Annotated in this window: 8 protein-coding genes and 1 pseudogene; 4 read left to right on the forward strand and 5 right to left on the reverse strand. The window is 55.5% G+C overall.

Annotated features, from left to right (window positions below; all coding sequences use genetic code 11):
- Positions 1-388: pseudogene (locus BG842_RS05395) on the forward strand (transcriptional regulator); the annotation flags it as partial.
- Positions 389-548: 160 nt separating this feature from the next.
- The gene (locus tag BG842_RS05400) at positions 549-1,688 is read left to right on the forward strand and encodes an NAD(P)/FAD-dependent oxidoreductase (RefSeq protein WP_069449984.1); all 1,140 of its coding nucleotides are present in this window, start codon (positions 549-551) and stop codon (positions 1,686-1,688) included.
- A 1,447-nt stretch (positions 1,689-3,135) separates the two neighbouring features.
- Here BG842_RS05400 and BG842_RS05405 read toward each other — a convergent pair.
- From BG842_RS05405 to BG842_RS05420, 4 genes are read right to left on the reverse strand one after another with little or no spacing between them, the layout of a single operon-like run.
- Positions 3,136-4,641: a primase-associated protein gene (locus BG842_RS05405; protein WP_069449985.1), complete on the reverse strand. Its 1,506-nt coding sequence runs from the start codon at positions 4,639-4,641 to the stop codon at positions 3,136-3,138.
- Positions 4,638-5,537, reverse strand: coding sequence for a DNA primase (locus BG842_RS05410; RefSeq protein ID WP_069449986.1), 900 nt, complete (start codon positions 5,535-5,537; stop codon positions 4,638-4,640). Before BG842_RS05410 ends, BG842_RS05405 begins: the two co-directional genes overlap by 4 nt.
- A complete protein-coding gene (locus BG842_RS05415; RefSeq protein WP_069449987.1) occupies positions 5,534-9,751 on the reverse strand; it encodes a hypothetical protein in 4,218 nt (1,405 codons plus the stop codon). Before BG842_RS05415 ends, BG842_RS05410 begins: the two co-directional genes overlap by 4 nt.
- Positions 9,752-9,783: 32 nt before the next feature.
- Complete coding sequence (locus BG842_RS05420) at positions 9,784-11,415, reverse strand: VirB4 family type IV secretion system protein (protein ID WP_217493273.1); 1,632 nt, start codon at positions 11,413-11,415, stop codon at positions 9,784-9,786.
- 332 nt (positions 11,416-11,747) lie between these two features.
- Here BG842_RS05420 and BG842_RS30510 point away from each other — a divergent pair, with 332 nt between their 5' ends.
- Positions 11,748-11,984 carry a hypothetical protein gene (locus BG842_RS30510; RefSeq protein WP_217493274.1) on the forward strand — a complete coding sequence of 79 codons (237 nt, stop codon included), beginning with the start codon at positions 11,748-11,750 and terminating at the stop codon, positions 11,982-11,984.
- 20 nt (positions 11,985-12,004) lie between these two features.
- Here the strand turns inward: BG842_RS30510 and BG842_RS05425 are convergent, their stop codons facing one another.
- Positions 12,005-12,811: a hypothetical protein gene (locus BG842_RS05425; RefSeq protein WP_175424080.1), complete on the reverse strand. Its 807-nt coding sequence runs from the start codon at positions 12,809-12,811 to the stop codon at positions 12,005-12,007.
- Between the two features lie 257 nt (positions 12,812-13,068).
- On the opposite strand from BG842_RS05425, the gene BG842_RS29585 reads away from it, so the two are divergent.
- Positions 13,069-13,428 (forward strand): hypothetical protein, encoded by a 360-nt coding sequence (locus BG842_RS29585; RefSeq protein WP_069449988.1) that lies wholly within the window; start codon positions 13,069-13,071, stop codon positions 13,426-13,428.
- The last annotated feature ends 238 nt before the right edge of the window (positions 13,429-13,666 follow it).

Raw genomic sequence — 13,666 nt, forward strand, 5'->3', positions numbered from 1 at the left:
ATTCGACAACATCGTCTTCAAGTCGAGCAACCTGGAGACAGCCTGCGGCGCGGTCCTCGAGGGAATGACGTTCGAGTACGTATTCACGCCCGAGGCCCTGGAGGGTACCTTCGCCTGGAACCCGGATCGGATCATGGAGGTCACCGCCTGCGAGAACGCGGCCGTCTTCGTCCATGACCACCTCCCCGACGGCGACCGCTGCGGCCTCGGCATCGTGGACGACCGGGCCGGCATCTGCTGTCACGACGCCGAGACCGGGGCGCTCGTGGCTGTAATCGACACCGACGCTCCGGAGGCCCGCGAGTGGGCCATCTCGGTCTTCGAGGAGGTTCGTGCGGAGGCGACCCCGTTAGACTCCGCCGCCTTCGATTCCCCCGCGCCATCGTAACGCCACTGACGACGACCGACGCCATTGAACTGGCAAACCAATCAGCTTGGAGCCTCTGACGTAGCGGGCCCCCGGCCTACCCGAGATTTCATGGTGTGAAATCCTGCATGCGGCACCATCACTTCCCTCGGGCGCGTACGTTTAGCCGAGGAGGGAACACATGACCGAGCGATACGATACCATCGTCATCGGCGGCGGCCAGGCCGGACTGGCGACCGGGTACTACCTGCAACAGCACGGCGAGGACTTCGTCATCTTCGATGCGAGCGACCGCGTCGGCGACGCATGGCGAGCCCGCTGGGACTCCCTCCGAGTATTCACGCCAGCCCGCTACTCGACCCTGCCGGGGATGGACTATCCGGGCTCACCGTACGCCTTCCCCACAAAGGATGAGGTGGCCGACTATCTGGAGACCTACGCCCAGCATTTCGACCTGCCCGTCGAACTCGGCGTCCGGGTGGACCGGCTGGAACGGAGCGGCGATGGCTTCCTCGTGAGCGCCGGCAACCGGCGATTCGAGGCGGACAACGTCATCGTGGCGATGGGGAGCTACCAGGTCCCAAAGGTCCCGGAGTTCGCCTCGGAGCTCTCCGACGACATCGTCCAGTTGCACACGAGCGACTACCGTAACCCCGATCAGCTCCAGGACGGGGGCGTGCTCGTCGTTGGGGCGGGTAACTCCGGTTCCGAGATCGCCCTCGACGTCGCCGACGAACACGAGACGTGGCTATCTGGCCGGGATGTTGGCCACGTACCGTTCCATATCGACTCGTGGTTCGGCCGTCATCTGGGTGTCCCCTTCGTTATGCGCGTGCTCTTTCACAGGATCCTCACGACGGGGACGCCCATCGGGCGCCGGAAGCGCCCGAAGATGCTGTCACAGGGCATCCAGCTAGTTCGGGTCAAACCAAATGATCTGGCCGCGGCTGGCATCGAGCGAGTGCCTCGCACGACCGGCGTCCGCAACGGTCGCCCAGTCGTCGGGGACGACGACGTCCTCGACGTCGAGAACGTTATCTGGTGCACTGGCTTCCACCCTGACTTCTCGTGGATTGACCTCCCGATCTTCGACGGGAAGGAAGAGCCCAAGGAGCCCGTCCACGTGCGCGGCGTCGTCCCGGACGAACCTGGCCTGTACTTCGTCGGCCTGTTTTTCTTGCACGCGATGACGTCGGGGCTGTTCACCGGCCTCGGAAGGGATGCGGAGTACGTTGTCGACCACCTGACGTCGAGGGTGCGCCAGCAGCACCCCCGTCCGAGCTACACCGGATCGGTGGACAGATCCCCAGATCAGTCGTAATCGAGTTCGACGTCGCCCCATGTCTGAAAGAGGCCAGTCTCGCGAACGTCTCCATCTCACACGGTCTTACTCATCCTAACTTGGAGGCAGATCACCCGCAGTGACCGATACATCCTCTATATTCAGCACGACGTTTGTGATAGAACCTCGGTAACTCGGTGAACCGCTGCAAGATACAGGGCGCATATCGGTCAGGCGATGGCCTCGGTGTTACATACAGGCGACGGAGTGAGCGAACGGACAGACATACTGTAGATAGAGTTATTTTTAATCAGCGGCCACTTCTGGTATGCGCGTTGGTGACACGCTTTCCGCCCTCGGAAATTCAGAGATCTCGGTAGGGGACGCAATCTCAATCGTTATCATTTCTGGACCGTTGGGTGCCATATTCGGAGGTAGCTTTACAATTCACATCGTCTCCGAAGAGACGACCGCGATATGGTTGACTACTGTCGCGTTGGCCGTTCTAGGCATTATCGTCTGGTCGTACCGGTCTTGAGTCGGATCGGACAGTTCGCACACTAACGTCCCGGTTGTCCCATCGCTGAATGTCTGTTAAATGCACTCTCTGTCTGCAACACGTAGTTCCTGTCAAGTACTAGGCTCTCAACAGGGCAGCCATCCATATCTGATGACAGTTCAACCACAGTAAGTACAGTCACGCTTATTGGTGCAAATAGACCTTCCCAGTATGCTCTGAATATGATATATGACGATGGGAACCGGCGATTGTATTGTTCATGATACTGGGGTACCACTCGATTCAAGCCATGGTAGTATGTTCTCACTTGACCGACGGAGAATGCACACACTCTGGTCAAAATATACTATTGTCGAACCAATTGGGTGGTAGAAACTGAGACCTCATCTACGCGTGGCTCGTCCGTTGGTTGCCCATCCATTTTTGTTTCTCGCTGTCGGGTCGCCAGCCTTCTTTGTACGGTCCCAATTGCTCGATTTTCTTTGCTCCCGTCATTGATACTTCCATGATCTCGGCGATCTTTGCCCTCCCTCGCAATTCAGCACTTTCCTACTCTCTGTCTGCACCCCTGTACCCCACTATTACTTTGGAAGATTTTGGAGGTACAGGTCGACCTTTGACAGTTTTAAAATCGTGTATAGGGGCGTAGGGCTGGTTTCCGGCCGTAAAATCCAGCCTTAGGATCATCGAGAGCAGTTCTAAATTGTAAATGCAGCCTTACAGCGTCTCAAACCGCTACCAACGCCACTTCTCGATTTGCCATCCAATTATGTAACTCATCCAACCTTAGGCAGGGAGTTTTCTTGTTACTATTCCAACCTTAGGATTTGGGGGTCAAAACCGCTGAGCCCCCGAAAATTCATGCATAGAAGAGCTAAATCCAGCCTTAGGTTTACACCATCGTCGTCGACTGGAAAGCAATATCAGATGTTTGGTTATTTTGTGATAGAGTAGCCCATTTTCCGTTCAATTAGGCCTCGATTTTGAGTGGCCATCGAGCTGCTCATACAGTTCATCTGGGAACGGAAGACTCCCATAGATTGAGTATGGACACTGATCGCGCCCGATACAGTAGCGTTGCATATCATCGTTCGAACAATTCATTGGAAGGGGAATCTCGCCGTCGATCTCGTTCTCAAGTTCGTATCGAATCTGGTACTCCGTTATCTCCTCATCGTACCAGGACCACCGGGAAAACAGGTCTTTCACATCACTGATGAATTCTGCTGTGCTTGCGTCTCGATACTGGGACAACCACCATGCCATCCGCACGAGATTGAACAAGTCTTTGCGGACCGGTTTTTTGTCTTGGAGCCGTTCGTCCATTGCTGCCAGGCAGGGGAGCTCGAAGAGGTCCTCAAGATCGTCGATATGAATCGGTTGCGCGTCATCGCTGTACTCGGTAAGTGTATAGCGATTTTGCCAGGCCTGTTCGACAGTTACGCTCGCGTGATTTTGCATCGCGGAGAGGATGTTCCCGAGGCTTCGCGGGGTCGAAATCGCATCACAGGCGTGTTGTTCCCACAGTTGATCGGGCTCATAAGCGTCCAACGCATCATAGAGTTCTCGTGCTGTCTGCGATTTGTCCAGCTGCGCCGTGTCGGCGTCCGCTGCCTTGACAGCGTTGATGATCGTCAGCAAATCCCGTTTCTGTCGGGTCCAGTTCTCCCAGAGGCGATGGGTCTGACCTGCCCGGAAAAATCGATCGATTCGCTCGGTGATTGCCGATTCATTTGCCGTCAGCCAACTCCGTTGCTTTGGTGTGAGCGCTTCTTCTTGGGCAGTGAGTAGTCGTCCAAACGCATCCTCGGCATACGACCGATACTTCGTCATAAAATCAGAGACCGGGACATACAGTTGGTTGTCTGCGACGTGTGCTTGAATCTCGCCTTGCTGGTCGCCGTCACGATCTGTCCGTGCCAAGCATTTCCGCGAGGCAGCGACGAGTGGAATCTCAAGATAGTATCCGTCACCGAACGCAGAGCGTGTCGTGACGTCTGTACAGACGCGACCAGAGTGAGGGCCGTCTTCACCAGGCTCTTTCGCATAGAGGATTTCGGCTATCTCCTGATGCAGGGTGAAATCATCATACTCGCGAATGAGCGAAGCGATGTTGTTCACATATAGTTCGCGTAGATCACCAAGGAGTGCGAGGTGACGTGGTGGTGTCTCTTCGAGTTTCGGGTGATCCATGATACAGACCGCACCGAGGGTTGCGAGGACGGCAAGCATCCCTGGGTCGTTAACATACGGTCGCTCTGCGGCCTTCCGACGTGTGCTTGGCGCAAATGCATCGCATGTGAATCGATCGATGTCTGCAAGCAACTTCTCTGTTTCTTGCGTATCGTCTACCATCCAGTGCTGATATCCACGCTCGAATAACTGTGTGAGCTGGACCTCTCCTTCATCGCGGGGCAGTGCTGCCACTCGATACGCCATGTATTCGTCGTTTAGTGGTGTTGTTCGGCTCATGCTTCGAGAAAACTGGGGACGGCTTCGGTTCGGAAGTCGAAATCCGGGCTCTCGACCGGTTGGACGACCCGCGAAACATCGGCGTGCAGCGAGTATGGCAGCCGCAGTACGCGGCGACGGTCGGCCGTGACAACCGGATCAATCGGGATCTCGTATTCTTCGAGCAGCAGGTCGTTTATCACTTCCCGACTTTGCTCGTCGTAGCGATGCTTGCGGTCAGTATCGAGCAGGTAGACATGACATCCCTGTCCCGAGTACACGACCATCGTTTCCGTGGCTGCAAAGTCATCCTCGAAGATTTCCTGGACAGTAAATCCGTATTCGAGAGCGTGCTCGATATCCGCAAACGTATAGGGATAGCCCTTGGGTGCGCTGTCAAGGATGCCAGCATCTCGTAGCGTGTCAGGTCCGACTGATTCCGTGGACTCAGCGGTCGTTTCCATCTGGGACACCGCTCGCCGTGCTGCGATGTCCTTGGCGTCGATATCGACGGCAAGGACCCACGGACGCTCCCAGTGGTCAAGCGCATAATAGACCGCGTCCGATCGTGGCTCGGGACGTTCGAGGAGATCCGGATCGGCAAGCGCGTAAGTACTTCCTCGGAACGGATCGTGCCGAGCTGGATACTGGATGAACTCGACCAGCTCGTCTAGTGAGTCGAAGTGCTGTGCAACTCGATCACCCGAGTCGCTAGTCTGCCACGTTTTTCGGCGGATGAACGTTCGATCGGGTGTATTCTGCTCCCGAATGGGGTATGGATCGCGGAATGCGATAGCGTACTCCTTCGGCCCTTCGACGGTAATGAACGAGGGCAGTACGTCGGTTTTCCCTGGAAATGACTCCGTGTAGTAGGTATGAAGCTCGTCGTGAGTTGCTTCGCGCCACGTCGGCGTCATTGCTCTGTGTCAACCTCCGTTTTGAGACGCCGGAACGTATTCACAGCGGTCATGCCGGGGATTGCCGTTTGGCTGAGAGCGGCGCGAAGCGCACTGACCGTCTGTTTCTGGGTGGCGGTCAGCGAAAGATCGAGCTGACCTGTCTCGATGAGCGTGTCGATCACGTCGATCGCACACCCTCGGTCTTCGAAGCCCCACGCGACGTTCACGTTGGCCTTCGCGAGCTTTTCGTAATCAGCGATCACGGCGTCCGTATTATGACTCTTCGTTTCAACTTCGCCAACCCAACAGAGGTCGCCTGAAGCGTCAAATCCTGCAACATCGAAAACAGTCCCCGCGTCGTGCTGATAGTAGCGTTCTGTCCGGTCGACATCGTGGTACTGGACAAGCCACTGTTCAAGGAATACGACACCGGCTTTGTGCGGGGTTTTCTCGCCAAGATCGCCCACCCCTGGGTTCACAGCTAGTGATCGGTCGAGGAAGGTTCGCCCGGCTGGCAACACGGTGTAGTACGTCTGCCGGAAAGCGCGATGTTTCTCGAGAAACCCCTTCTGTATGAGCGTCTCAACGTCAAGATTGGAGAACGGCTCGTCGAAATCAGCCATACTCTCAGTGAGCGAGTACTCCTCAAGCTGATGGTTCATCGCATCAAGCACGAGGCCCAAGAACGCTGCCTCATCGCGTGTCACACCCTCTGCTCGAAGCGTTGTATCGGGAATATCCGTTGTCGCTTCGCTGAAACGACCTGCTGCCGTCATATCTGACCCCTGTGTCTGTTTGGGTTCTGGACGTGGCTCTGACGTCTCTTCCTCCGATGGGCCGGATTCAGCAGGCGAATCGAGCGATGCAAACTCCTGGATAGAGATTTCAATGCCGTAGTCTTCGGCATGAACAGCGATTTTCCGGAGTCGATCGAGAAGGTCACTGGTAGAATCAGTCGTTTTGTGCGCCCGCCGAGCGGCAACGAAGACCTCATCTTTCGACGCAAACTGACAGCAGACGCTTGCTCGTCGCTTTTCAGCGTCTGTGTACTCGGTACCACAGAGAGCACAGACGTAGCAATCGGTCTCCGTATCGTAGTGAACGTGCTCGGAGAGTGTAGCATCACTTGATCGGTTGCTCTCGTCGTCCGTGTCCCTCGGTTCTTCGCCTGCATCTGTGGTTCCCGCCTCTCCTTCGCTACTAGGTCCATTCTGGGGACCCATTTCTGTCTGCTCGGACGATGTGGAGTTCGGTGGGTCTTCGGGTGGTGACTGTTCCATAGTCGGAGCGCCGAACATGGAAGCACCTCCGAAGTCCTGTTCGTCACCCGGTCGGTCGCTGGCTGGTGTGTCTTCTATACCCGTTGCGACATCGCCGTCTGCAGCTGTGCGTGTGGCGTCACTCATACCGCCTCCTCCGAAGAAGGGTGTCTCCGCTGGAGTTCCACCGTCGGCAGCTTCAGCGTCGGCTGTGTGTTCTTGAGACCCGTCTGCCTCTGTGGTGCTCTCCTCCCCCATCTCTTCAAGCGTGTCCCGTGCATCCCCATGCCCGATTGTGCTCGGTCGATTGGGGATACTGCATTCGTTCTGGGTTCGGCGTCTGACCTGCGGACGGGCCATCTCCTCGAAGAGGTGGCGCGTATCACCGGAGAGTGGCTGGTCACTTTCGGGGTGCCCCTCGGGAATCGGCAAGGGTGCGAGTGAGAATGTCGTCGGATCTGTTTCGCCAAAGCCGGGACTTGGAAGTTGCACGATCCACTCGCCAGACGGTAATCGTTGTATCCGCTTGCGGAGATCCTGTGTGGATAAATTCTCATGAGTCATCGATTTCGCGAGCTCATCATCAACCTCGATGTTCCCGATGATTTTCGTCTTCACGTTGTTCAAAATCTCTTTATACGGTCGATTCGACCGACTGTGATCGTTCACTTGATCGGGGTACTGCATAATCAGGCCAAGGCTCACACCGAAGCCCCTGCCTTGGGGCAAAAACTCCTCATAGACGAGTTCGGAGGTCGCAACCACTGCTGCCTCTTCAATGATGACGTTCGCAATCTTCTCATCACTGGCCATTGGTTCTCCCCCATCTGCTGTGTTCTCATCGGACCATCCCTGCGCAGCATCCCAGAGATTGCTCAGCAGAACCATCGTCAACGCGTTGCGCGAGTCAGTACGCAAGTCGCCGATGTCGAACAGAATCACTGCATCTTCATCGAGAAAATGTCGAAAGTCGAAGACGTTCTCAGTGTATTCGTTGGCTTCGTCGTCCCACTCAGGGACGTGGTTGAAGATCTGGTAGAGGTGCTCGAGTTCGACCAGTTTGTTCAGTCGATTTGCAGCACCACCCATTGATTGCTGAAACTGCGTCTCGTCCAATTCACATTGCTGGAGTAACGCCTGCTCGATATGCGCATTCTCGGCACAAATTTCCGGGATAATGCGCTCATGGCGCATCTGATACACGGCCTCAATGAGCGTATCCAGGCTAAACGCGTCTTGTCCGTACTCCTTGTCAAACAGTGCTTTGATCAAGAACGTCAGAATCTCGTTCGCAACGAATGCGCGATCGTGCATTTCCGCCCCGAGAATCAGCCGCATGACTTCGTGGAAGTGCTCGACGGTATCCTGAATTGCATCTTCGCGACGCCGACCCACTGCGAGCACGGGACGGATATCGAAAAACGAGAAGGCAGGAAGCATATCCGGAACATCGAAGTGATAGACGTTGTCCAGCGTTCCGAATTTCGCGTAATGGGCTTTGAGATAGTTGTCAACCATCGCATCGCCTTTCGATTCGAGCAACACTGTTGGACCGCCGACGTGCTCAAAGAGCGTGAGGATGTCATTCTGGACGCTTTTGGACTTTCCAGAGCCAGTCGAGGCGGCGCGAATGTAATGTGTAACGAGTGTTGATCGGTGGACGTGGATCGCATCGTCAAGTGGCTGATTCCGACCTTTGAGCGGCAAACCAATCGCCATTCCAGGTGCTGATAACCGGTTTAACATCTCCGGTGCTGGGAGTGATAACGGCTGGCGGAGCCGCTCCTTGCCGCGAGTCCCACGAGCACCCTCAGTGGTCAATGTATGGGCACTCGGCACGGCAACGAAATTAGCGAGTTCGTCCGCATTCAAAATGAGTTGCGGGCGTTTGCGCCCTTGGCGTGAGATTGTGAGTGAGCGATCGAACAGCCGTTTGAGCTCTTTCTTGGCCGGATCGCGAATATTGGTTAGCCCTTTCGTGAGACGACTGCCGTCGAGTTCATAGTACGCCCCACTGAGGTGATTGAACGCGTTCGCAAGTGCGTCGACCTCACTCTCCACCGTTCCGACAGTCGGATCGTCTGCATCAGCAGGTGGCACCCCCGCTGCACGCATGTTTATTAGAAACGTCTGGGACGGGTTTTTCTGGTCGATAAGTGTTTGGCGAGAGGCCACCCCACCACTCGGCGTGTGTGGTGATTGGCCGATATTCTCCCCGATCTGTGGCGTGTCTCGGCCACGCCGTCGGTCGCGAATCTCTTCCTCGTCATAGCCCCGAAGCAGATCTCTAAAATTGGTCTTCGTTGTTTGGACGAATCCATCACGTTTCGTCTGAATATTCTCCTTGCGAGTGTTGGCCGCTTTCTCCCAGTCCGCATACCGAGTGAAGAGCACTTGCAAAACGGTGGGGGCACTCGCGTTCGCAAGCCGCTCGACGGACGTTGCAAGCGGGGCCTTTGCCGATACACTATCGCCATTCTGTGTCGCGTGGAGCTGTGAATACTGTGTGAGCGGCGTCATCCAGTCGTCAGTGCGCGTTGCCACGCCCTGCCACCGAGCCGCGATTGGCGACCGATCCAAGAGCGCTGTCCGCGCATCATTGATGGAGTTGGATTCGGCTGTGTCTTCGTCGTCCTCCGTATTACCGTCCCCCATCGATGACCCAAGTAGTTCGTCGGGAAGCGCGAGTGTTTCCTCTGAGAGGTCGTAACTCGCCGGATAGGCAGTGGTCAACTCCGAACGGACTGTCGACAAGAGCGACTCATCGTCGACGCCGAGATAGAAGCGCACCGGCGTTTGGTTCCCCTGTGTGAGTGCGAGGAACTCGAACGTAGGTGCACTTTTCCGAGGATCGTACTTGACCTTCCAGCCACAATTCAGCTTACGTAGGCCGGCGAGTCGGGAGATGATATCGTCGGGGGTGACACGCTCGTGGGCTGGTTCGATTCGAATGTAGCGACGGGTGGCTGCCATGGGTGGTGAATTGACTCCTGTAATTTTGCGCGTTAGCTGGTGGACGACGTAGATTCGCGAGCCTGCTCGAGTAGTGATTGAGGAATATCGTACTCCTCGGCGCGTCCGTCCGCAAGCAAATAGGAAACATCGCTCGTGTCGAGCGCATTCTGCTCGATCAGGTACTCCCACGGATCGAGGTCTTCGTCGAGCACGTGGACGGCAAACTCATCGACATGCAACTGGATGCGCTTTTTCCAGTCATTGACGAGCAACAAACTCTCAGAGTGGGTTCCGTCCTCACCGGTCTGTGCAGAAGCGATGAACCGCTGTTCGTTATGGGTGAGGTCGTGAGCGGCGATCATCTCCTCGCTTACTGATTCGTGCCGGAAGATTTGCTTGATGTTGCAGAGGTTGTAGATCTCGCGGGCTTTCTCTAGCGCGTCTGCTGATTGTTCGGTGGACTCAACGAGGAATTCATCCACCGTTTGGGAGATCAGCGTCAGTCCCGTGTTGAAGTGACGACTATGCCGGATGAAGAGGTCGATCAGATCCGTCGTGGCGGCCCGACGCAAGAGATAGTGTGCCTCATCGATCGTCACCTGCGTCCGGCGATCGCTGCTCTGTGCTCGCTGGTAGATCCAGTCGAACATGACGTGCATGAACAGCGGTGCTTGCCCCGTATCGGAGAACATCGACATATCGATCGTCACAAGCCGATTGTCGAGTTCGACGTTCGTCCGCCCATTCAGATTCGCATTCTCACCGCCCTCCTGGAAGGCTTCGAGTCCGAGCAACAGTTGGTAGGCAAGCCGCTCGTCCGTCTCTCGAAATCGATCGGCGATGTCCTGGACCTTCGGAGCAACTCGTCGTTTGTTGGCATCAGGATGATAGTCGAGGAACTCAGTGGGAGCATCGCCATCGGTGATGTGTTCGAGGATATCGATGATATCTCCGATTATTGGACTCGTGTTCTCGTGGGTCGCTGGGTCTTCGGTGATTCCGTACTGGTAGTAGGAGAGCAGAACGGCACGTCGAAGAATCCCCTCTTGCTCATTTGAAAGTGCTTGACCGTCACCGGCTGCAAAATGCAGTCGGAACAACTCCATGACCGACCGGTACTTCTTGAGGAAGGGGTCTTCGACGACGTCGTCGATACCGCGACGGATTTCGAGTGGGTTGATCGTGTTCTCGCCACCAAAGCGAATGACTTGCCCACCGAGATCCTCTGCAAAGTCGACGAAGTCAGCAAGCGGATCCAGGACGAGGAGCTCGATTTCCGGATCCATCATCATGCGATGGAACATCTCGTACTTCTCGGCGAACGTCTTCCCCGAGCCCATCTCACCTGCAATCACTTTCGAATACGAGGAAAACCGATAGCGATCGAGAAGAACTGGAGTATGCGTTCCATCGAACCCGTAGTAAACACCCTCGTCATCGGCCAGTGCAGGTTCGATGAATGGGAACATCGTGCCGACAGCCGTCTCTTGCATGAGTTGCGTGGCTTTGATCGGATCACTTCCAACCGGTGCGAGGGCATCCTGTGATTCGACCTGGCGCTTCTCAAGGGGGACGGCTTCTGTATTTGCCTTGGCGATGATCTCCAAGGCTCGGTCAGTCGCCTCATTCAGTTCCTGCTTCGAGTCGGCGATGATTTCGAAGTAGATAGCAAAGGTGAACAACTTCGTCTCCCCCGGATGATATCCCAGATGAGATCCGAGACAGCCTCGTGATCGGATTCGAGTTCGTGGGTATCACTCTGATTCTTTTCGTCCTTCCGATAGAGACGGGCACGAAGTTGTGTGAGCCGATTGCGAAGTTTCCGCAGAATTTCGTGTGAATCACGCGGGCGGATATGCTGTGTCACCCGAATATTGTCGTGAGTCGTGTAGAGGTCGTCAAGCCACCCGAGTGGGACACGCTCGGGATAGCCATGGATCGTCATCGTGCGGACGTACTGGCCTCCACGGACCATGTAGCCAGACTCTAAGAGCCCTGATTCCTCGGAAATCTCATGTGGGGCGATGATATCCCGATCGGCAAGCGAACGTTCCGTCTCGTCTTGGAGGACACCCAGACGAATCTCACCATTCTCGGCCGTTTCGAGTTCGAGGAGATGTTTGGCCTGTGCTTGGATGTTTTCCTTAGACAACTCGTCCCCATTCGCTTCGAGGATGGCAGTCGCCCGGTCGAAGATTTCATCATCAATCTCATCCAGTCCCGGCTCACTCTCCAACCCTGGAATGAGTGACCGAAGGCGGGAACCCATCGTTAGATCTCTCCCTTGGAGAAGGTCGCATGGTCAAATTTGTCGAACTCGGGTTTTACGTGATTGTAGTAGTGATACAGGATTTCCATCGTCTCTTGCCGTGTGCTGACTAATTCAGTCGTCACATCTGTCCGTCCGAGTTTCTCAATGACGCGCCGCTGGCGATTGTGTACTTCACGGATACACAGCTCGGTCTCTGCCTTCTCGTGGCTGTTTACCCATGGAAGGCGTTCGAGAACGGTTGCACCAGCAGAGCCGATAAGCGGGAGCGTGCTTAGTTGATTGAGGACGCTTCCGGTATCAAGATTTGTCGTGACCTGCGCGGCGTTGGCGCGAATAACGATGTAGTAGTCACGTGCTTTGATCCCCGAACCATCGATATTGTCCTGTGCCCACTGGATGTAATAGCGACGTCCATACTGCAAAATCGGAGATTGTCCTCGTGCGGCGACACTCGTGCCACCGCGAATGAACTTGTTGTAGTGTTCACCGAGGTCGAACTCACGGGGATAACACGGAATGGCGATCGCCCAATCCAACGCCATCAGAAAAGAGATGTAGTCACTCATGACCTGCCGGCGTTGCTCATAGTTGAGCGTCAGCCAATTCCGGGGCTGGACTTTCACGAGTCCGATATAATCTTCGCCGTCGACTGCGATGCCGTCATCACGAACGTAATCAAAGCCGAGTTGCGCCTGTGTCGTCGTTTTCTTATTGAGTTTATCTTCGAGGTGGAACTGGTCACGAGCTCGTGCTTCCTCACGAGCCGTTGGGAGATCTGTGTCAATTTCTTCGAGGGCGGCATCCATCTCCCGGAGAACGTCCAAATCTGATTCAGGCCGTTCTGCATCGGTTTCGTATGCTCGATCGGTTATCCCTAGTGCTGTCCGTACAGTGGGACTGTCGGCGGATGGCTCTGTGGCTGATTCGTTTGTCGTCGACGCGGGTGTCGTTGTGGAGCCAGATTCAGTGTTCTCGGTCTCTGCTTCGTCTCGACTGGCAGACTGTCCAGTAGTGGCTGTCGAGGTGTCGGTGGCAGGCGGTGGTGAGTCCATGGTGATTACTGATGGGAGTCGTGGTCGTCTTCCGCTTCGATCGTTTCAATGTCGAGGCCAGCGTTGCGGACACCAACCACATCTTGAGTTTTCCTTGTTTCCGTGGCGGGTCGTGTTCGGCGATTTCGGTAGGTGGTGGTACCGAGGTAGTAATGAGCACAGGCTCGGGCGTAGCTCAGCGGCCGTTGTGCAGCAGGCGTGATGAGGAGGATCATCACACCGAGTGCGAGCGCAAGACCGGTTGCAATGAGAAAGAGATCGCCCGAGGCACCGAGACTCTGGGCAATGCCGAGGCCGAGAAACGGAATGACGAGTGCTTCACCGATATCGCGGGCAGTCAGACCAAAATGACCTTTGTGTTGATGATCTGACGGCGATTGGGAACGTTTCCATTTGATATTATCTTATGCTGTGACTAGTTAATAATTACCCCATGTGTCGGCTTTTGTTTAATTCTCACCAACACTAAGGTATTATTCTAACCACAGCGTGTCCCACAAGAGCTGACATAAACCCGTTTCCCCGTAAGGCAGCTAACGAGATAATTAGTCTGAGAAAGAGATATCTCGCTTGAGCACATACACGCTAGTATGCCGACTGACCCACCGT

Origin of the sequence: Haladaptatus sp. W1, assembly GCF_001723155.1 — an archaeon.
Taxonomy (GTDB): domain Archaea; phylum Halobacteriota; class Halobacteria; order Halobacteriales; family Haladaptataceae; genus Haladaptatus; species Haladaptatus paucihalophilus.

Bases quoted from the DNA above. Each gene is read 5' to 3' on its own strand.
- BG842_RS30510 (WP_217493274.1), top strand. From the start codon at position 11,748: ATGTGGGGCGATGATATCCCGATCGGCAAGCGAACGTTCCGTCTCGTC.
- BG842_RS05400 (WP_069449984.1), top strand. From the start codon at position 549: ATGACCGAGCGATACGATACCATCGTCATCGGCGGCGGCCAGGCCGGA.
- BG842_RS05415 (WP_069449987.1), bottom strand. From the start codon at position 9,751: ATGGCAGCCACCCGTCGCTACATTCGAATCGAACCAGCCCACGAGCGT.
- BG842_RS05410 (WP_069449986.1), bottom strand. From the start codon at position 5,537: ATGACGCCGACGTGGCGCGAAGCAACTCACGACGAGCTTCATACCTAC.
- BG842_RS29585 (WP_069449988.1), top strand. From the start codon at position 13,069: ATGGGAGTCGTGGTCGTCTTCCGCTTCGATCGTTTCAATGTCGAGGCC.
- BG842_RS05405 (WP_069449985.1), bottom strand. From the start codon at position 4,641: ATGAGCCGAACAACACCACTAAACGACGAATACATGGCGTATCGAGTG.
- BG842_RS05425 (WP_175424080.1), bottom strand. From the start codon at position 12,811: ATGGATGCCGCCCTCGAAGAAATTGACACAGATCTCCCAACGGCTCGT.